Below are 19,215 nucleotides of genomic sequence, written 5' to 3'. Positions count from 1 at the left end.
GAGCCCCGTGCCGTTACCATGCGGCGGGTGTTGATCCGAACCCGCGTGCTGCTGCCGCTGCTTGCGCTCGCCCTCGCCGGATGTGCCCAGCAGGTCGGCGGCACGGCGACCGCGGCCGATGACCCGCCGCCCTCCGCCGAACGTCCGGTGTCGAGCACGTCCGCCGTGCCGAGCGCCGACCCGGACCCGGGCACTGGTGGCACCATCGATATCGCCGCCTTGCCGGGGACCTGGCGTGGCTCGTATACCTGCGCACAGGGTGCGACCGGGCTGGAGCTGGAGATCTCCGAGCCGGATGGGGACACGGTGCCCGCCATCTTCCGGTTCTTTCCCGTTGACGGCGGTGCGCCGACGCCGTCGGGCAGCTTCTCCACTCGCGGCTCGGAGGCCAACGGCCAGTTCGTCTTCCGGCAGGAGGCGTGGATCGAGCAGCCGGAGGGCTACGTCATGGTCGACCTCGGGGTCGCCTCAGTCGAGAACAGCACGATGACCGGCCGTGTCGGTGGCCCCAGCTGCGGCGACTTCTCCGTCACCAAGCAGGGCTAGGGTCGCTCGCGGACCAGATCGTCACGTACACCGGCGGCCGGAAGCGCGAGGGCGGGACCCCGCTGCCCGGCGACCGCATCACCTGCATCGCACCTGGTGTGCCGAGGAAGTGCCGCAGCGACCGCGCTGCCGACGAGCAACGGTCGCGCGCCGGCGTGGTCACGTGCCAGCACCCGGGCATCGGGGTGAGCGGGGTCGGCACATGCGCCAGCTCGTGCCTGCGCAGCTGCGGCGCGACGAGGTGTTCGACCGCGATCGACACGCCCGCACCGCTGGCGGCAGCCGACCACGCGGCCGTCTGGTTGGCGAACACCCGGACCATGCTGTCGGGCACGCCGAGCCTGCGCAGCAACATCGCCGGTTCGCTGTCCGGGTCGGCGCCGGAGGGGTCCACCAGCCACGGCCACGTCGCGGGCCCACCGTGGTGTGCCTGCCGGGGCGCGCCCACGGCCACCAGCGAACAGCGGAAGATCGGCGTGCTCTCCAGGTTCGGGCCCTCGAGCCGGGGTCCCAGCGCCGCATCGGCGAGCCGGTTGGCCACCAGCACGCCCAGCTCCGCCGTTCTGGCCAGCCCAGCTGCGACGTCCACCCGGCCACCGGCGCGCTTGCCGAACGCCTCCAGCAGCGGGTTGGCGACGAACTCGCCGATCGTGCTGGTGACGGCCACCCGCAGGGTCTCGGCGCCACCCTTCGCCTGCTGGACGGCTGCTTCGGCGTCGGCGCCGAGCGTCACGATCTGCGAGGCGATCGGCAGCAGCCGCCTGCCGCCAGGGGTGAGGGTCATGCCGTCGGCCGTGCGCACGAGAAGTCTGTCGCCGTGCTGACTGCGCAGCGCCGCGAGCGCCTGCGACACAGCGGGCTCACTCACGCCCAGTGCGCGCGCGGCTGCGGTCACCGAGCCGAGGCGGGCGACTAGAACGAACACGCTGAGCTGGCCGAGCGTCATGAGGCACCGCGTCCAACTGTGACGTCAGTTACGTGACCAGGCTACATAATCGGATCCTTATCCGGCCATTGTCGCGGCCTGCCCCCGACGCGAGCCTGACGTCATGCAGGTACCCGCACAGTTCCAGTACGAGAAGGCGACCAGTGTCGAGCACGCCCTGAGCCTGCTCGGCAGGTATGGGGCGGAAAGCCGCGTCGTCGCGGGCGGGCACAGCCTCATTCCGATGATGAAACTGCGCCTCGCGCAGCCCGAGGTGCTCATCGACATCAACGATCTGCACGAGCTGGCCAGGATCAGCGTCGAGGAACACAAGCTGTGCATTGGTGCGCTCGTGCGGCATGCGGACCTGCTCGGTTCCGCAATTGCCGGCGAGCACTTCCCGATCTTCCACGACGCCGAACGGCTGATCGCTGACCCGATCGTGCGCAACCGCGGCACGGTCGGCGGATCGCTGTGCCAGGCCGATCCGTCCGAGGACCTCTCCGCGGCGTTCGCGGCGGTCCGCGGCGAGGCCGTGATCCAGGGGACCCGCGGCAGCCGGGTCGTGGCCGTCCGGGACTTCTTCGTCGGGCCGTACCAGACGGTCGTGGAACCCGGCGAGCTGCTGGTGCAGCTCCGGGTGCCGATCCGCTCGTCAGCGTCGGCGTACCAGAAGGTGGAGCGGCGTGCCGGTGACTGGGCGGTGGCCGCCGCCGGTGCTGAGCTCCGGTTGCGCGACGGCGAGCTGGAAGAGGTGGGCATCGGCCTGACCGCGCTCGGCGCGCCCGGCTTCCACGCGCCCGAGGCCGAGGAGTTCCTCGTCGGCGGACCCGCGACGGACGAGCGGTTCGCCGAGGCGGGGCGGATCGCCGCCGAACACTGCAACCCGGTCGCCGACCAGCGTGGGCCGGTCGACTACAAGCGACACCTCGCGGCGACGCTGACCACCCGCGCGTTGCGTATCGCCCGGACCCGCTGGCACGGCCAGCACCACGAGGAGGCGTGACATGGAGATCACGGTTACCGTCAACGGCCGGTCCTACACCCGCGACGTCGAGCCACGCCTGTTGCTCGTGCACTTCCTGCGTGACGAGCTCGGGCTGACCGGCACCCACTGGGGCTGCGACACCTCGAACTGCGGCGCGTGCGTCGCCTGGCTCGACGAGGTACCGGTGAAGTCGTGCACCGTGCTCGCCGTCATGGCCGATGGGCACCGGGTGAGCACTGTCGAGGGGCTGGAGACCGCCGACGGGCTGGACGCCGTCCAGCGTGGCTTCATGGAGTGCCACGGCCTGCAGTGTGGCTTCTGCACGCCGGGCATGCTGATGACCGCGCGCTGGCTACTCGACCACGATCCCGCACCGTCCGAAGAGGACATTCGCGAAGCCGTTTCCGGGCAGCTGTGCCGCTGCACCGGCTACGAGAACATCGTGCGGTCGGTGCGCTGGGCGGCCGAACACGACACCGGGCGCGCCGCTGAGCCCATCACCGAGGAAGTCAGGGCGGAGGTGCGCAAGTGACCACCACCGAACGGCATGCGACGCCGATGGGCTACGGCCGCATGCCGCGCAAGGAAGACCCGCGCTTCATTCGTGGGCGCGGCACGTACGTCGACGACGTCACGCTGCCGGGCATGCTGCATGGCGCGGTGCTGCGAAGTCCGTACGCGCACGCCAAGATCCTCTCGATCGATGTCAGCGCTGCCAAGGCGCACCCGAAGGTCAGGGCCGTCATCACCGGCGCCGATCTCGCCGGGCTCGACCTCGCCTGGATGCCGACGCTGTCGCACGACGTGCAGGCCGTGCTCGCCACGGACAAGGTGCGCTTCCAGGGCCAAGAGGTCGCGTTCGTCGTCGCCGAGGACCGGTACTCGGCGCGTGACGCGCTGGAACTGATCGACGTCGACTACGACCCGCTGCCCCCGGTCGTGGACGCGCAGCGCGCGCTCGATCCGGACGCCCCGGTGATCCGCGACGACCTGGCGGGCCGCACCGACAACCACATCTTCGACTGGGAGAGCGGGGAGAAGGCACTCACCGACGAGGTGTTCGCACGTGCCGACGTCGTCGCCGTGCAGGACATGCTGTATCCCCGCGTGCACCCCGCGCCGATGGAGACCTGCGGCGCGGTCGCCGACATGGACACGGTCACCGGCAAGCTGACCGTCTGGACCACCACGCAGGCCCCGCACGCGCACCGCACGATCTACGCGCTGGTCGCCGGGCTGCCCGAACACAAGATCCGCATCGTCTCGCCGGACATCGGTGGCGGCTTCGGCAACAAGGTCGGGATCTACCCGGGCTATGTGTGCGCGGTGGTCGGCTCCATCCTCACCGGTAAGCCGGTGAAGTGGGTGGAGGACCGCTCGGAGAACCTGATGAGCACGTCCTTCGCCCGCGACTACCACATGCACGGTGAGATCGCGGCCACCAGGGACGGGAGGATCCTCGGCCTGCGGGTGCGGGTGCTCGCCGACCACGGCGCGTTCAACGGAACCGCGCAGCCGACGAAGTTCCCCGCCGGGTTCTTCGGCGTGTTCACCGGCTCCTACGACCTGGAGGCAGCGCACTGCGAGGTCACCGGTGTGTACACGAACAAGGCGCCAGGCGGGGTGGCCTATGCCTGCTCCTTCCGGATCACCGAGGCCGTCTACCTGGTCGAGCGGATGGTGGACGTGCTCGCCTACGACCTCGGCATGGACCCGGCCGAGCTGAGGATGCGCAACCTGTTGCGGCCAGAGCAGTTCCCGTACCGGACCAAGACAGGCTGGGAGTACGACTCGGGCGACTACCCGCGCGCGCTGCGGGCCGCGCTGGAGCTGGCGCACTACGACAACCTGCGCGCGGAGCAGGCCGCCAAGCGGGAGCGCGAGGAGCTGATGGGCATCGGCGTCGCGTTCTTCACCGAGGCGGTGGGCGCGGGGCCGCGCAAGCACATGGACATTCTCGGCCTCGGCATGGCCGACGGCGCCGAGCTGCGCGTGCACCCCACCGGCAAGGCCGTGCTGCGGCTGTCCTGCCAGACGCAGGGGCAGGGCCACGAGACGACGTTCGCGCAGATCGTCGCCGAGGAGCTGGGGATCTCACCCGACGACATCGACGTCGTGCACGGCGACACCGACCAGACACCGTTCGGTCTCGGCACCTACGGCTCGCGTTCCACCCCGGTGTCGGGGGCGGCGACGGCCGTGGTCGCCCGCAAGGTGCGTGAGCGTGCCCGCATCGTCGCCTCGGCCATGCTCGAGGTGAGCCCGGACGATCTCGAGTGGGAGAAGGGCCGCTGGTTCGTGCGGGGCGACCCGGAGGCAGGCAGGACGATCCAGGAGATCGCACTGGCCGCACACTCGGATCTCGAGCTGCCGGAGGGCATCGAGGGGCAGCTCGACGCGACGTGTGTCTACAACCCACCGAACCTGACCTACCCCTTCGGCGCGTACGTGTGCGTGGTCGACGTCGACGCCGGTACCGGGCAGGTGAAGGTGCGTGACTTCATCGCGGTGGACGACTGCGGCGTGCGGATCAACCCCACGATCGTCGAAGGGCAGGTGCATGGTGGGCTCGCCGATGGCGTCGGTATGGCTCTGCTGCAGGTGATGGCTTTCGACGAGGACGGCAACCATTTGGGTGGGTCCTTTATGGACTATCTGTTGCCGACGGCCATGGAGTGTCCATCGTGGCGACTCGGCGAGACGGTGACACCGTCGCCGCACCATCCGATCGGCGCGAAGGGCATCGGTGAGTCGGCGACCGTCGGCTCACCGGCGGCCGTGGTCAACGCCGTGCTCGACGCGCTGCGGCCCTACGGCGTCCGGCACGCCGACATGCCGCTCACCCCGGCTGCGGTGTGGCGCGCCGCGCAAGGGCGTCCACTTCGGACGGATCTGGCGATCACATGACATCGGCGACTCCCGCGCTGCTCGCGCATGCCGAAGAGCTGCGGGCCGAACGGACCCCGTTCGTCCTCGCGACCGTCGTGCGCGCGCAGCGGCCGACAAGTGCCAGGCCGGGGGACCGGGCGCTCGTTTTCGCCGACGGAACCATCGAGGGTTTCGTCGGCGGCACGTGCGCCGAGTCGACGGTGCGCCTGCAGGGAATGCGGCTGCTCGCCACCGGTGAGTCGACGTTGCTGCGCATCACCCCGGAGGTGGCGGGAGAGACGGCGGGCGAGGGCATCGTCACGATCGCCAACCCGTGCCTTTCCGGTGGCACTGTGGAGATCTTCCTCGAGCCCCAGTTACCGCCCGCACTGGTGGAGGTGTTCGGTGACGCACCGATCGCCAGGGCCCTGCGCACGCTCGGCACCGCCCTCGGCTACGAGGTCCGTTTTGGACGGCCCGAGGCGGAGCTACCCGCGGACACCGATGCGGTGATCGTCGCCTCGCATGGGCACGACGAAGACATGGTGCTGCGTGCCGCGCTGGCTGCCGATATCGGCTACATAGGACTGATCGCGAGCCCGCGTCGTGGCCGGGCCGTGCTGGCCGCGCTCGATATGCCGGGCGTCGAGCGCATCCACACCCCGGCCGGTCTCGACATCGGCGCGCGGACCGCCGAGGAGATCGCCCTGTCGGTGTATGCCGAGCTGATCGCGATCCGCCCGCGGCGGCACCCGGCGGACTCGCCGGAACCGGCCGCGGCCCCGGCGGAGGCGACGGATCCGGTGTGCGGCATGCGTGTCGCCGTCACCGTGGGCGCGCTGCAGAGCACGCATGCCGGCCGCGTGCACTACTTCTGCGGGCCCGGGTGCCAGCAGGCGTTCATCGACGACCCGGCCCGCTACCTCACCGATGTATGACTTCGCGGACGTCCCGGCGCTGGCCAGTGCGCTCGACGACGCCGGGTACCTGACCGACGAGGCGCTGGCGACCGCGTTGTTCCTCGCCATCCGCATGACACAGCCGATCCTGCTGGAGGGCGAACCAGGCGTCGGCAAGACGGAAGCGGCCAAGGCACTGTCCCGGGTGCTGGACACCCCGCTGATCCGCCTGCAGTGCTACGAGGGGCTCGCCGCCGCCGACGCGCTCTACGAGTGGAACTATCCGCGACAGCTGCTGGCGATCCGGCTCGCCGAGTCGCGTGGTGCGGCACTCGCGGAGACCGACCTGTTCACCGACGACTACCTGCTGCGCAAACCGCTGCTCGCCGCGATCGACCATCCCGGACCGCAGCCTGCCGTCCTGCTGATCGACGAGGTGGACCGCGCCGACGACGAGTTCGAGGCGTTCCTGCTGGAGTTGCTCGCCGAGGCGACGGTGACCATCCCGGAGCTCGGCACGCGGCGGGCGGTCGTGCCGCCGATCGCGGTGCTCACGTCGAACCGGGCGCGGGAGTTGCACGACGCGCTCAAGCGCCGCTGTCTCTACCACTGGATCGCCCATCCCGGCGCCGATCGCGTCGCGGCCATCATCCGGCTGCGGGTCCCCGGTGTTGCCGACTGGCTCGCCGAGCGGGTCGCGGCCGCTGTCGCCCGGCTGCGCGATCTGCGGTTGTACAAGCAACCGGGGGTCGCGGAAGCGATCAACTGGGCAGGCGCACTGCACGTTCTCGGCGTCACCGCGCTCGACGAGCCGGCGGCGCGTCGCACACTGGCCGCGGTGCTGAAGTACGAGGAGGACCGCGCGGTCGCCGAAACGGCAGGACTTGCCGAGGTCGTCGGCGATGCTGGCTGAGCTGATCGCGCGGTTCTGCGAGGCGTTGCGCGCGGGTGGGTTGCCGGTCGGCGCCGATCGTGCCGCGCGGTTCGCCAGGGCGGTGGTCACCGTGTCGCCGGAGACCACCCGGCAGCTGTACTGGTGTGCATCGGCGACGCTGACCAGCGCGCCCGGCGACGTCGAGATCCTCGACCGGGTCTTCGCGGCGGTGTTCGGACCGATGACCAGTGAGCTCGCCGCTCCCGCCGTCGCCAGGGCTGCCGAACCGCAGTCCGCGTACGCCACGGCCGGCGGCACCGAGGCCACGGCGGGGAGCGTGGGCACCGGGCAGCACGGCGACGGGGAGCCACGGGAGGCCACGATGCCCACGCTCGGCTCGGCGGCGGAACGGCTCGCCACCCGGGACTTCGCCGAGCTGGACGAGGCGGAGCTCGCTCTGCTGGCCGAGGCGATGCGCCGGTTCCGGATCACTCCGCCGTTGCGGACCTCACGGCGGCAGCGCGCCGCCGCGACCGGGCGCTGGGTCGATATGCGCGAGACCCTGCGCCGAGCGCGTCGCACCGGTGCCGAGCCCGTGGTCGTGCGCAGGCGGGTGGCGCGCCGCAAACCCCGCAGGCTCGTGGTGCTGTGCGACATCTCCGGTTCGATGCAGGCGCACGCGCGGGCCATGCTCCAGCTGTTGGTGTGCGCGGCACAGGGTGCGCGCGCCGAGGTCTTCACCTTCGCCACCCGGCTCACCCGCATCACCCCGTTGCTGGCGGCCGACCCGGCGAAGGCGCTGCGCGAGGCGGGCGAGGCCGCGCCGGACTGGTCGGGCGGGACCAGGATCGGGGCGAACCTGCGCGAGTTCCTCGACCACTACGGTGCGAGGGGCATGGCACGCGGGGCGGTCGCGGTGATCATCTCCGATGGCTGGGAGGCCGGTGATCCGGCGGAGCTGGGACAGCAGATGGCGCGGCTGGCGCGGCTCGCCCACCGCGTCGTGTGGGTGAATCCCCGGACGGCCAAACCCGGTTACCGGCCACTTGCCGGTGGGATGGCTGTTGCTCTACCGTTCTGCGCTGCCGTGGTGAGCGCGCACCGGCTGGATGCGATCGCCGGGCTCATCGAGGCGATCGGTGACTCTTCGTAGCTTTACGGTTACGGGTCTGGCGCAGGCGGGTGGTTGCGGCGTCTGGGCCTGTCCTGGGCGCCTGGCGTCCGCTTACCCTGCCCGGAGTGCCTGACGCAATAGGCAAGGAGCACCCGTGGTACTCGGCATACCAAAGAAGACGCTGATCGTAGTCGGCGTTCTGGCGGGCGTCGTCGTGATCTACGCCCTCGGTTCGGACCAGAGCTCGTCGGGGGCGGAGGGCGCCGGGACGGCGGGGTGCCGCGTCGTGGTGACCGCGGACATCCTCAACGTGCGTGCCGAGCCCCGCATCGGCGCGGAGATCGTCGGCAAGTACCAGCACAACGCCGAGTCCGATGCGTCCACAGTGGTGCAGAACGGGTTCCGCCGGCTCGACGAGAACAGGTGGGCCGCCGAGGAGTTCCTCAGGCCGGTCGACGGGGCCAACTGCGGCTGACCCCGGCTCGTAGCAGCGCGCTGCCGCGCGCGATCACCAGCACAGCGCCCGTCACGGCCGCGACACCCAGCCAACCGAGGATGTCCGGCATTGCCCAGAACAGCTGCGAGAAGCTGAACACCCGGCCCGTGAAGGTTGCCGTGAGCGCGGGCAGGGCAGCCAGCAGCGCGGCCGGCGCGAGCATCCAGAGCACCCACAACGTCCACGGCGCTATCCGCCACCAGGTCGGTCTGCCCTGATGGCGGGTAGCCCAGCGGCGCGTTCGCGCCAGCCGCCATGACCGCAGTGCCACCGTGAGCACGCTGAGCCCGAGAAAGGTGTAGCTCAGCACCCGAAGCGGGATGCCACCACCGGGGTCCGTTCCGGTGAGGACGTTCGCGATGCGGCGCGCGAGGCCCTGCACGCCGGTCAGCGAGTGGTAGGAGTTGGCCAGCACTGCCACGCCGAGGTCGGCGCTGGGCAGCAGGGCCTGCTCGGCGTAGAACCCGGTCAGCACGCCGTTGTGCTCGAGCAACCCCTGATGTGCGAACCAGCCCATCGCGTAGCCACCGGGCACCGACGGCGGTGGCGTGTGCATGGTGGTGACGGCGCCCGCGCTGACCACCCGGACACCGTCGAGCGTGCCGCCGGAGAGCTGCATTTGCAGGAACCGGCCCAGATCACCGGCCGTCGTCACGACCCCGCCCGAGCCGGCGAGGTACCCGGCGGGCTCGTCGTGCGTGATCGCCGTGCCGACCGCGACGACGTGACCACGAGCCAGGCCGGGAGCGCGGGAGGGCAGCTCGGCGGTCGTGACCACGCTGGTGCTGTCCCGCATGCCGAGCGGTGTCAGGACCTGCGAATCCAGCGCCTCGGCGAACGGCCTGCCGCTGACCACCTCGACGATCCGGGCCAGCACGGCGTAGTTCGGGTTGAAGTAGTGGAACTGGCTCCCGGGCGAGCTGACCGGCTCGGCGTCGCGCAGGCTGGTCACCCGCTGCGCGATCGAATCCGGCTGGGGCAGCGTCATTTCCGGGAAGCCGGTGTCGGCGAGGCCACTGGTCTGGTTCAGCAGATGCCGCACCGTGATCCGGTCCGCGGCCGCCGGGGCCGCGGTGGTGAACTCCGGCAGGTAGCGGCGCACCGGGGCGTCGAGGGCGACCGCGCCGTCATCGACGAGGCGCAGAACGGCGGTGGCGGTGAGCGACTTGCTCAGTGAGGCGGCCAGGAACCGGGTGCGCGCGGTCACCGGGCGCCCGTCGCCCGCGTCGCCGTACCCACGCAAGTGGACGACGGTGTCGTGGTGGACGACCGCGAGTGCGAGGCCAGGCACGGCGCTGCCGCGCATTGTCTCGGCGACGAGCGTGTCGATGCGCGCGCGGTCGTCCATGGCCGGTGCCGCCACTGCCGCCGGTGCCGCCGCGCCGAGCAGGAGGGCCACTACGGCGAGCCCGCACGCCACGCGGATCATTCCGCAGAGTGTGCCACGGCCTGCGGTGTCGGTATGGCGAGGTAGCCTGCCGGGCGTGCTGACTGTGTCGACCGTCAACGTCAACGGCCTGCGGGCGGCCGCCAAGAAGGGCTTCACGGAGTGGTTCGCGGCCACGGGCGCGGATGTCGTTGCCTGCCAGGAGGTGCGCGCCGAAGCGAGCAGCCTGCCGGCGGGGCTGCGGGAACCGGACGGGTGGCATTCCGCGCACGCTGCCTGTTCGGTCAAGGGCCGCAACGGGGTGTCCGTGTACAGCTGCGTCGAGCCCGAGGCGGTGCGCATCGGCTTCGGTGAGGCCGAGTTCGAAGACAGCGGCCGCTACCTCGAGACGCACCTGCCGGGGCTAGTGGTTGCGAGCTTGTACCTGCCCAGCGGCGATGTCGGCACCGAGCGACAGGAGGAGAAGGAGCGCTTCATGGCGGCGTTCCTGCCCTATCTCGGTGAGCTACGCGGTAAGGCCGAGGCGGAGGGCAGGGAGGTGCTCGTCGTCGGCGACTGGAACATCGCGCATGCCGAGATCGACCTGAAGAACTGGAAGGGCAACCGGACGAACTCGGGCTTCCTGCCCGAGGAGCGGGCGTGGCTGGATCGCGTGTTCGGTGAACTGGGGTACGTGGATCTGCAGCGCAAGCTGGACCCAGCAGGCCCCGGCCCGTACACCTGGTGGTCCTACCGCGGCAAGGCGTTCGACAACGACGCGGGCTGGCGGATCGACTACCTGGCGGCCACACCCGGCCTCGCGCAGGCCTGCACGTCGGTGGTGGTGGAGCGGGCGGCGACCTACGCCGAGCGGTGGTCCGACCATGCCCCGGTGACGGCGACCTTCGACTGGGACTGGCCGCGGTAGGGCAGCGTTAGCTGCGCGGCAACTTCGGCTCGACGATCACGGCAAGCTGGTCGGCGACGATGCAGGAGTCCTCGGTGCGGAGGCCGGTGGCCGGGACGTCGACGCGCGAGGTAGCCGTTACTCCGATGGCGATCACACAGCCACCGGGGCCGGGTGCCTTCCCGATGTCGCGCCCGTTGGCTTGGGTGCGCTGGACTCCTTGGCCGATGTCGTTCATGTCGTCCACCCCCGCGTTCTCGCGGATGATCGTCGCGATGGCGGGGGCATCGTCAGAGCTGGACGCGCGGCGTGGATACCAGGCGCAGGTTCGCGCTGTACCAATCGTTTCGCGTTCTGGTGGCTTGTGGTTTCCGTATCTGGCGATCTCGCTGGTGTCCAGGAGCGTGCAGGGATCGAGGCCGGCGAGCGAAGCGCCGCCCTCATTAGAGGGGATTGCGTTGCTTGTTTCGCTCTGCGGGTTTTCCGGCACGGCGATGCCGCTCTCGTTGGTCGAGCATCCGGCCAAGGCAAGTCCGGCAAGCGCTGCGAATGACAGCACGGTGGTACATGCCCGAGAATTCACTATTGCTTCCATGTGCTTTGTTTCGCCCTCTGGAGTCGGTCCGACTCATCTTTCAAGCCTGACCGCGAATCGCGTTTCCGAGCCCGTATGTTCACGTCTAATAGATTCTCTGGCCGTCGGCAGCTCATGCAGAGCTGCTGCCAATTCAGCTCGCGTACTGCGAGAAGCGATTGCCGAGGGAAGTAAGGGCGACTTAGCCGCGCGGTACCGTTGGCTCGACAATCACGGCAAGTTCGTTAGCGACGGTGCAGGCGTCATCGGCTTCGATGCCGGTGACCTGGACGTCCACGCGTGAGGTAGCCGTCACACCGATGGCGATCACACAGGTACCAGGTCCGGCCGCCTGTGCGATGTCGCGCCCGTTGGCCTGCGTGCGCTGGACCCCCTGTCCGATGTCGTTCACGTCGTCGGCTCCCGCGTTCTCGCGGATGAGCGTTGCAATGGTTGGGATCTTTTCCGAACCCGATTCGCGGAGTGGGAACCAGACGCAGGCCCGTGCTGTGCCTACTGTCCTGTGTTCCGCCTCCTTGTGGTTTCCGTAGCGGTGGACGTCGCTGGTGTCCAGGAGCGTGCAGGGATCGAGGTCGGCTAGAGACGATCCATTACCGTCGGCTGGCGAAGAGGTCGTGGCGCTCGGCCCGCTGGTCACACTCGGTGTGTCGCTGCCACCCTGCGGCTCGGCCGTACCGTCCTCGCTGTCCGTGCATGCGGACACGAACAGTGACGCGACGACGAGCGGCAGTCCCGCGCGCATAAGACGACGCAAGGTCATTGCTCCCAAGGTTGCCACGCAGCCTGTGCGTTCTCTTCGTTCTCCCGGTACAAGCCCGCGGCGCGCTGGAGGGCCTCGACAGACTGTTCGAGCACAACGCGAAGCTGATCAATCACGGTGAGGATACCTTGCGGACCGTCCGCTCCTTGGCGGTCGTGTGAAGCGACGGTCCGCGCATACTCGCTACTGCCGAGCTGTGGGTCCAGGGCGAGTGCACCGGAGACGAACTGCAGGTCGTCCAGCTTCGCTCGGAAGCTCATGAGCGCGTCGATCAGCGGTCGTGCGCCTTCTTCGCTGAGTCTGAACCCGCCGTTCTTCGCGGCGCTCAGGAGCTTGTCCGACTCGGCCTTGGCCTTGGCAACCGACGCGGCATTGATCGTGGAACGGGTCATATCCGCGATCGAGTCGGTCCAACTAGTTGCGCCGTCACCGATTGGCGCGAAGAACCTTTCCTGAGCCATTCTCCCCCCAAAGTCGCGCTTCGTGACTCGATCGTCACCGTACCTGAGCCGTAGTGGCTGACAGGGCCGGTTTCGGAAAGTAGGAAAAATCCGAACCGCAAGCAGCGGAGGTCGTGGGCTTGTTGCCTCCAGCATCGTGTCGAATCTCGGGCCGGTGCGAGAGCGCAGTGGTCCGTTGCCTGCGCGCGCGCCTTAGGGGTCGTCTCCGCCTTGGTGGTAGCTGAGCAGCGGCAACGCCGGAATCCGCTACCCCGCGATCGGGTTAGCCCGTGCGGTCGCTAGTCTCTGCCAGACCCGCACGGATATCGACTGGGTTGACACGCTCGGTAGTTTTCCGTGTGGAAACACTCACTCTTTAGGGTGAGCTGCGTAGCAATGGCAGTCTCAACTCGGGAGGCACCCCGGTGCGCAACCCTGTCAGTGAGCCGGCTCGCCCGGTGACCCGCGTGCTGCGCGGTGCCGCCGTTCTGCTCGGCGTACCGGCCGCTCTGCTCGTCGCCGGTGCCGGTAGCGCCTTCGCCGCGCAGGCCGAGCCCAACGCGATGACGTTCGGGTTGCTCGGTCCCGTCGGCCTCATCGCCGTCGTGCTCGGGGTGCTGGGCATGACCGCCGGAGTCGTCCGGCAGCGGCGCAAGGCCCGCGCCAAGGCGGTCGTGCCTGCTGACGCGGCGCCCGCCGAGGCTGCCGTTTATTCCCGCGCCGCCGAGTAATCCGTCACAAGCGGCGGCCCTTACTGTGCCGTGACGGCGCGCCTAGTCTCGGAACATGGTTGATCCCGTTTCGATCGCGCCACCCGAGCCGCAACCCACGGCTTCCGCGATGCGCCGCGCGCTCAAGCGCGCCGCGGACGGCGTAGCACTCGACGTCACCGAATCCGCCGTGCTCCTGCATGCCCGCGGTGCCGACCTCGAACAGCTCCTGGCCGCGGCAGGTGGGGTCCGCGACGCCCACCTCGCAGATCAGGGGCGATCCGGGATCGTCACCTACAGTCGCAAAGTCTTCATCCCGCTCACCCGATTGTGCCGGGACCGCTGTCACTACTGCACTTTCGTCACCGTGCCGGGCAAGCTGCACTCGCTGTACCTCGAACGCGACGAGGTGCTGGACATCGCCCGCGCAGGCGCTGCCGCCGGCTGTAAGGAAGCACTGTTCACCCTGGGCGACCGTCCGGAGGACCGCTGGCCGCAGGCGCGGCAGTGGCTCGACGAGCGTGGCTATGAGTCCACAGTGGACTACCTGCGTTCCTGCGCGATCGCGGTACTGGAGGAGACCGGACTCCTGCCACATCTCAACCCCGGCGTGCTGAGCTGGGAGGAGCTGCAGCGGCTCAAGCCCGTCGCGCCGAGCATGGGCATGATGCTGGAAACCACCGCGGAACGGCTCTGGTCCGAAAAGGGCGGCCCGCACTACGGCAGCCCTGACAAGGAGCCCGCCGTGCGGTTGCGGGTGCTCGACGACGCCGGCCGCGTCGGCATTCCGTTCACCACGGGCATCCTGGTCGGCATCGGGGAGACGCTGACCGAGCGCGCCGAGTCGCTGCATGCCATCCGTGCCCGCGCCCGGCAGTACCGCAACATCCAGGAGATCATCGTCCAGAACTTCCGCGCCAAGCCGGATACCGCCATGCGCGCGGTGCAGGACGCGGACCTGCAGGACCTCGCCGCGACCGTCGCCGTGGCGCGGCTGCTGATGCCGCCGGGCGTGAGCGTGCAGGCGCCTCCCAACCTGGTCGGCGACGAGCACGCGTTGCTCTTGCGTGCCGGGATCGACGACTGGGGAGGGGTGTCCCCGGTGACGCCCGACCACGTCAACCCGGAGCGGCCGTGGCCGCAGATCGACGAGCTCGCCGGCTGGACCGCGGGTGCGGGCTTCACATTGCGTGAGCGGCTCACCGTGTACCCGAAGTACGTGCTCGGCGCCGAGAAGTGGATCGACGTGCGGCTGCACCAGCACGTGGCGGCGCTCGCCACTGCGGAGGGTCTCGGCGAGCAGACCGCGACGATCGAGGGCAGGAGCTGGCAGGAGCCCGACGGTGGCCTGGAGGTCTTCGGCCGCGCGGACCTGCACACGGCGATCGACACCGAGGGCCGCACCGCCGACCGGCGCGGCGACTTCGACAGCGTCTACGGCGACTGGGACATCCTGCGGGGCCAGGTGCCGACCTCGCCCGAACGCTTCGACACCGACGTGCGGGAAGGCCTGCGGCTGGCGGCCGACGATCCCGCAGCGCTGCTGGCCGAAACCAACACCGCGGCCGCGATGGCGTTGCTGACCGCCGAAGGCGAGGCACTGGAGACGATGACCCGGCTCGCCGACGAGCTGCGTGCGAGCGTGGTCGGCGACGACATCACCTTCGTCGTCAACCGCAACATCAACTTCTCCAACGTCTGCTACGTCGGCTGCCGGTTCTGTGCCTTTGCCCAGCGGGAACGCGACGCAGACGCCTACCGCCTCTCCACCGAAGAGGTCGCGGCGCGGGCTGTCGAGGCCGCGCGGGCCGGTGCGACCGAAGTGTGCATGCAGGGCGGCATCGACCCCAAGCTGCCCGTCGGCTACTACGCCGACGTCGTGCGCGCCATCAAGGCCGCCGTGCCGGACATGCACGTCCACGCGTTCTCCCCGATGGAGATCGTCTCCGCCGCCTCGAAAGCGGGCGTGAGCGTCGCGGAATGGCTCACCGAGCTGCGCGATGCCGGGCTCGGCTCCATCCCTGGCACGGCCGCCGAGATCCTCGACGACGAGGTCCGCTGGGTGCTCACCAAGGGCAAGCTCCCGGCGCAGACCTGGATCGACGTCGTGACCACCGCGCACCGTCTCGGCATCCCCTCGTCGAGCACGATGATGTACGGCCACGTCGACCATCCCGGCCACTGGCTCGGTCACCTGCGGGTGCTGGCCGGGATCGCCGAGGACACCGGCGGGTTCACCGAGTTCGTCGCGTTGCCGTTCGTGCACCACAACGCCCCCATCTACCTGGCAGGCGTCGCGCGCCCTGGACCGACGGTGCGCGACAACCGGGCGGTGCACGCGTTCGCCCGGCTTGCACTGCACGGCCGGATCGACAACGTGCAGTGCTCCTGGGTCAAGCTCGGAGATGAGGGCACCGCGCAGATCCTGCGGGGCGGCGCCAACGACATCGGCGGCACGCTGATGGAGGAGACGATCTCGCGGATGGCCGGCTCCGAGCACGGCTCCGCCCGCACGGTTGCCGAGCTCGAGCAGCTCGCCGGCCTCGCCGGGCGGCCCTCCCGCCAGCGCACCACCACCTACGGCAAGACACTGGCACCGCGGTAGAGGCAACCAGGGCGCACCGGCAGACGTGACCGCAGGCATGGGACAACGGAAGCCGGTGCGCTTCGGTGTGCTCGCCGCCACGGCGTTCGCCGTCGTGCCCGTACTCGTCGGCGTGGGCGTGTCACAGCTCGGCAGCGCCGAACCACGTGCCAACGCGCAAACAGAGGTGCAGCCGGCCACGACGGTGGCGGCGCCGACGACACCGAAGCTGCCGAGTGCGGGCGAGCTGCAGCGGCGGTTGCAGCAGCTCGGCCACCAGGTCCGTGAGGTCACCGGCACGATCGATGCGGAGACCCGGCACGCCATCGTGGCGTTCCAGAAGGTGCAGGGCCTGCCCCGTACCGGTGAGGTGGACGAGGCGACCGCCGAGGCGCTGGACGACCCGCGGGCACCGGTGATCCGCTCCGCCGCCGCTGGCTTCCACATCGAGGTGGACCTCACGACGCAGGTGGTCTACACGGTGGTCGACGGCGTGCTCGACAAGATCTACGACGCCTCGACAGGGCAGGAGCCCGCGAAGGCCACGCCCGAAGGCGAGTTCGCGATCCTGTACCAGATCGACGGGATGCGCTACGCCCGACTGGGCCCCATGTACCGGCCGAGTTACTTCACCTACGACGGCGTCGCCTTCCACGGCGCCGAGCCGGTGGAGCCGCAACCCGCCAGCAACGGGTGTGTGCGCCTGACCGATCCGTCCGTCGATGAGCTCTTCGGCCTGCTGACACCTGGAACGAAGGTGATCGTGCACCGTTCGTGACGCTTCGCGTTGCGCGTGTGATTACGCAGGGTTAGCGTCTGTACGTGACAGAACAGCAGGCCACGAAGGAGAAGTTGCTGCCGCGTTTGCGCCGGAAGTACCCGTGGCTGGATCACGTGCTCAGAGCCAACGACGCGTTCACCGAGCGCTACGGCAACCACTACGCAGCGGCCATCACGTACTTCTCGGTGCTCTCGCTGTTCCCACTGCTGATGGTCGGCTTCTCGGTGGCGGGCTTCATTCTCGCCGGTAACGAGACCGCGATGAACGAGCTACAAGCCAGCATCATCAACTCCGCTCCGGCAGGGCTGCGCCCCCTCCTCAACGAACTCGTCACCGCCGCGGTCGACTCCCGCGCCGGTGTCGGTGTGCTCGGGCTGCTGCTGGCGGCTTATTCCGGGCTCGGCTGGATGACCAACCTGCGCGACGCGCTCACCGCGCAGTGGGGGCAGGAGAAGAAACAGCTGCCTTTCCTGTCGACGAAGATCAAGGATCTCCTCGCGTTGGTGGGGCTCGGGGTTGCGCTCGTGGTGTCGTTCGGGCTCACCGCGGTCGGCGGCGGTGTCGGCAGTTCCCTGTTGCGGGTCGTCGGGCTCGACCAGCAGGTGTGGGCGCAGTTCATGCTCCGGGTGGCGACCATCGTGCTCGCACTGGCGGCCAACGTGGTGGTGTTCCTCTGGGTCATCTCGCAGCTGCCGCGGGAGAAAGTGAGCGTGCGCAGCGCTATTCGCGGTGCGGTCGTTGCCGCGATCGGCTTCGAGGTGCTCAAACAGGTCGCCACCATCTACCTGGCCAGTGTCCTCGGCTCGCCGGCCGGTGCGCTGTTCGGACCGATCATCGGTCTGCTCGTGTTCGCGAACCTGGTGTCGCGTTTCTTACTGTTCGTCACCGCGTGGACGGCGACGGCGCAGGAGAACGTCGTCCGCAGGATCGCACCGCCACCACCCACGGTGATCAGGCCGAACGTGACAGTGCAGCGCGGCCCCGGCGTCGGGCTCGCGGCGGGTGCGTTCGGCATGGGGGCGCTGCTGGGCTGGCTGGGGCGGCGTCGCGAGTGAATTAAGGTCACGCTGTAACCAAAGGGGTGAGCGTGAGCGACACGGTGACGCCGCGGCAGCAGTCGCGGTTGCCAAGGGAGATCTACATCCTGGCGGGGGCGAGCTTCCTCATCGCGATCGGCTACGGCCTGATCGGGCCCGCTCTACCCAGCTTCGCGGCGAGCTTCGACGTCGGTGTCACCGCGGCGTCGTTCGTGATCAGTGCGTTCGCGCTCGTGCGGTTGGTGTTCGCCCCGGCGAGCGGTCGGCTGGTGACCCGCTTCGGCGAGCGCCCGGTGTACCTGTGGGGCCTGTCGATCGTCGCGGTGGGCACGGTCGCAAGCGCCTTCGCTGGCGACTACTGGCAGCTGTTGCTGTTCCGCTCCGCCAGCGGGATCGGCTCCACGATGTTCACCGTCTCGGCGATCGGCCTGCTGATCCGGATCTCGCCGGCGCACCTGCGTGGCCGGGCGTCCGGCCTGTGGGGGACGAGCTTTCTGCTCGGCGGTATCGCGGGCCCGGTCATCGGCAGTGGCCTGGTGGCGGTGTCGCTGCGCGCGCCGTTCCTGGCCTACGGGCTCGCGCTGGTGGTGACGACCGTCTTCGTCTGGTCGCAGCTGCGGCACTCGGAACTGGCCTCGCGACAGGCCGATGACGGCGAGCCGGCGATGACGTTCCGGCAGGCGCTGCGCCACCCGACCTACCGCGCGGCGCTCGCGTCGAACCTGGCCAACGGCTGGGTGGTGCTCGGGGTGCGGATGTCGTTGATGCCGCTGTTCGTCACGGCGGTCCTGCTCAAGGACGAGTCGTTCACCGGCGTCGCGATGGCCGTGTTCGCCGCCGCCAACGCTGCCGCGCTACTCGTCGCGGGCCGGTTCGCCGACCAGCGTGGCAGGCGCCCGCCTGCGCTGGCTGGGCTCGCGCTGCTCGCGGTCGGCACGGTGTTGCTCGGCGTCACCAGCAATCCGTGGATCTTCCTGGCGGCCTCGCTGGTCGCCGGTGTGGGTTCCGGTGCGCTGAACCCGTCGCAGAACGCGGCCGTCGCCGATGTCCTCGGTGCGAAGGCGCGCGGCGGGTCCGTCCTCGCGGGCTTCCAGATGGCCGCGGATGTGGGTGCCATCGTCGGCCCGCTCGCCGCGGGTGTGATCGCCGAACGCTGGTCGTACCCGGCGGCGTTCACCATCACCGGTGGTGTGGCGGTGCTGGCACTGGTGCTGTGGCTCGTGGCGCGGGAGACGTTGCCGCGAACTGCCGACAACGATCCGGGCGCCGAGCACACAGCCCAGGACGCCACCGCCGACACCTGCGGTGAAGCCCGCGGCGGCTGA

General features: G+C 69.7%; 19 protein-coding genes. 14 read left to right on the top strand and 5 right to left on the bottom strand.

What is annotated here, in order from left to right; genetic code table 11:
• Window positions 1-27 precede the first annotated feature (27 nt).
• Entirely contained in the window at window positions 28-546 is a 519-nt protein-coding gene (locus ABZ863_RS27445; RefSeq protein WP_358541223.1) for a hypothetical protein, read from the top strand.
• Here ABZ863_RS27445 and ABZ863_RS27440 read toward each other — a convergent pair.
• Entirely contained in the window at window positions 530-1,492 is a 963-nt protein-coding gene (locus tag ABZ863_RS27440) for a LysR family transcriptional regulator (protein WP_358541220.1), read from the bottom strand. The two genes, ABZ863_RS27445 and ABZ863_RS27440, sit on opposite strands and share 17 nt — an antisense overlap.
• Window positions 1,493-1,595: 103 nt before the next feature.
• Between ABZ863_RS27440 and ABZ863_RS27435 the strand changes: the two genes are divergently transcribed.
• From ABZ863_RS27435 to ABZ863_RS27405, 7 genes are all read left to right on the top strand, one after another.
• On the top strand, window positions 1,596-2,477 hold the full coding sequence (locus tag ABZ863_RS27435; RefSeq protein WP_358541218.1) for a xanthine dehydrogenase family protein subunit M: 882 nt from the start codon (window positions 1,596-1,598) through the stop codon (window positions 2,475-2,477).
• A gap of 1 nt (window position 2,478) precedes the next feature.
• The gene (locus tag ABZ863_RS27430) at window positions 2,479-2,991 is read left to right on the top strand and encodes a (2Fe-2S)-binding protein (RefSeq protein WP_358541215.1); all 513 of its coding nucleotides are present in this window, start codon (window positions 2,479-2,481) and stop codon (window positions 2,989-2,991) included.
• Window positions 2,988-5,366 carry an aerobic carbon-monoxide dehydrogenase large subunit gene (locus tag ABZ863_RS27425; protein WP_358541212.1) on the top strand — a complete coding sequence of 793 codons (2,379 nt, stop codon included), beginning with the start codon at window positions 2,988-2,990 and terminating at the stop codon, window positions 5,364-5,366. Before ABZ863_RS27430 ends, ABZ863_RS27425 begins: the two co-directional genes overlap by 4 nt.
• Window positions 5,363-6,265: an XdhC family protein gene (locus ABZ863_RS27420; RefSeq protein WP_358541209.1), complete on the top strand. Its 903-nt coding sequence runs from the start codon at window positions 5,363-5,365 to the stop codon at window positions 6,263-6,265. Before ABZ863_RS27425 ends, ABZ863_RS27420 begins: the two co-directional genes overlap by 4 nt.
• Complete coding sequence (locus tag ABZ863_RS27415; protein ID WP_358541206.1) at window positions 6,258-7,139, top strand: MoxR family ATPase; 882 nt, start codon at window positions 6,258-6,260, stop codon at window positions 7,137-7,139. The genes ABZ863_RS27420 and ABZ863_RS27415 overlap by 8 nt, the downstream gene beginning before the upstream one ends.
• A complete protein-coding gene (locus ABZ863_RS27410) occupies window positions 7,129-8,253 on the top strand; it encodes a VWA domain-containing protein (RefSeq protein WP_358541204.1) in 1,125 nt (374 codons plus the stop codon). Before ABZ863_RS27415 ends, ABZ863_RS27410 begins: the two co-directional genes overlap by 11 nt.
• A 115-nt stretch (window positions 8,254-8,368) precedes the next feature.
• Window positions 8,369-8,689: an SH3 domain-containing protein gene (locus ABZ863_RS27405; protein ID WP_358541202.1), complete on the top strand. Its 321-nt coding sequence runs from the start codon at window positions 8,369-8,371 to the stop codon at window positions 8,687-8,689.
• Here ABZ863_RS27405 and ABZ863_RS27400 read toward each other — a convergent pair.
• Complete coding sequence (locus tag ABZ863_RS27400) at window positions 8,658-10,139, bottom strand: serine hydrolase domain-containing protein (RefSeq protein ID WP_358541199.1); 1,482 nt, start codon at window positions 10,137-10,139, stop codon at window positions 8,658-8,660. The two genes, ABZ863_RS27405 and ABZ863_RS27400, sit on opposite strands and share 32 nt — an antisense overlap.
• Before the next feature lie 55 nt (window positions 10,140-10,194).
• Between ABZ863_RS27400 and ABZ863_RS27395 the strand changes: the two genes are divergently transcribed.
• Window positions 10,195-11,004, top strand: a complete 810-nt coding sequence (locus tag ABZ863_RS27395) for an exodeoxyribonuclease III (protein ID WP_358541196.1) — start codon at window positions 10,195-10,197, stop codon at window positions 11,002-11,004.
• 7 nt (window positions 11,005-11,011) lie between these two features.
• Here the strand turns inward: ABZ863_RS27395 and ABZ863_RS27390 are convergent, their stop codons facing one another.
• The 3 genes from ABZ863_RS27390 to ABZ863_RS27380 form a co-directional block, all read right to left on the bottom strand.
• Entirely contained in the window at window positions 11,012-11,578 is a 567-nt protein-coding gene (locus ABZ863_RS27390; RefSeq protein ID WP_358541193.1) for a DUF3558 family protein, read from the bottom strand.
• Window positions 11,579-11,759: 181 nt separating this feature from the next.
• On the bottom strand, window positions 11,760-12,320 hold the full coding sequence (locus ABZ863_RS27385) for a DUF3558 family protein (protein WP_358541272.1): 561 nt from the start codon (window positions 12,318-12,320) through the stop codon (window positions 11,760-11,762).
• A gap of 14 nt (window positions 12,321-12,334) precedes the next feature.
• Window positions 12,335-12,730: a hypothetical protein gene (locus ABZ863_RS27380; RefSeq protein WP_358541190.1), complete on the bottom strand. Its 396-nt coding sequence runs from the start codon at window positions 12,728-12,730 to the stop codon at window positions 12,335-12,337.
• Between the two features lie 473 nt (window positions 12,731-13,203).
• On the opposite strand from ABZ863_RS27380, the gene ABZ863_RS27375 reads away from it, so the two are divergent.
• The 5 genes from ABZ863_RS27375 to ABZ863_RS27355 are packed head-to-tail and all read left to right on the top strand — an operon-like array spanning window position 13,204 to window position 19,215.
• Window positions 13,204-13,509, top strand: coding sequence for a hypothetical protein (locus ABZ863_RS27375; protein ID WP_358541187.1), 306 nt, complete (start codon window positions 13,204-13,206; stop codon window positions 13,507-13,509).
• A 55-nt stretch (window positions 13,510-13,564) separates the two neighbouring features.
• Window positions 13,565-16,093, top strand: a complete 2,529-nt coding sequence (locus tag ABZ863_RS27370; protein WP_358541184.1) for a bifunctional FO biosynthesis protein CofGH — start codon at window positions 13,565-13,567, stop codon at window positions 16,091-16,093.
• A gap of 37 nt (window positions 16,094-16,130) precedes the next feature.
• Window positions 16,131-16,850, top strand: a complete 720-nt coding sequence (locus ABZ863_RS27365) for a L,D-transpeptidase family protein (RefSeq protein WP_358541181.1) — start codon at window positions 16,131-16,133, stop codon at window positions 16,848-16,850.
• A 44-nt stretch (window positions 16,851-16,894) separates the two neighbouring features.
• Window positions 16,895-17,908, top strand: a complete 1,014-nt coding sequence (gene yhjD, locus ABZ863_RS27360; RefSeq protein ID WP_358541178.1) for an inner membrane protein YhjD — start codon at window positions 16,895-16,897, stop codon at window positions 17,906-17,908.
• Window positions 17,909-17,940: 32 nt separating this feature from the next.
• Window positions 17,941-19,215 carry an MFS transporter gene (locus ABZ863_RS27355; RefSeq protein WP_358541176.1) on the top strand — a complete coding sequence of 425 codons (1,275 nt, stop codon included), beginning with the start codon at window positions 17,941-17,943 and terminating at the stop codon, window positions 19,213-19,215.

The organism is Saccharomonospora sp. NPDC046836, assembly GCF_040645195.1.
Lineage (GTDB): Bacteria > Actinomycetota > Actinomycetes > Mycobacteriales > Pseudonocardiaceae > Prauserella_A.
Note: the sequence above shows the minus strand (reverse complement) of the source record. Positions and strands in the feature narration are given on the sequence as shown.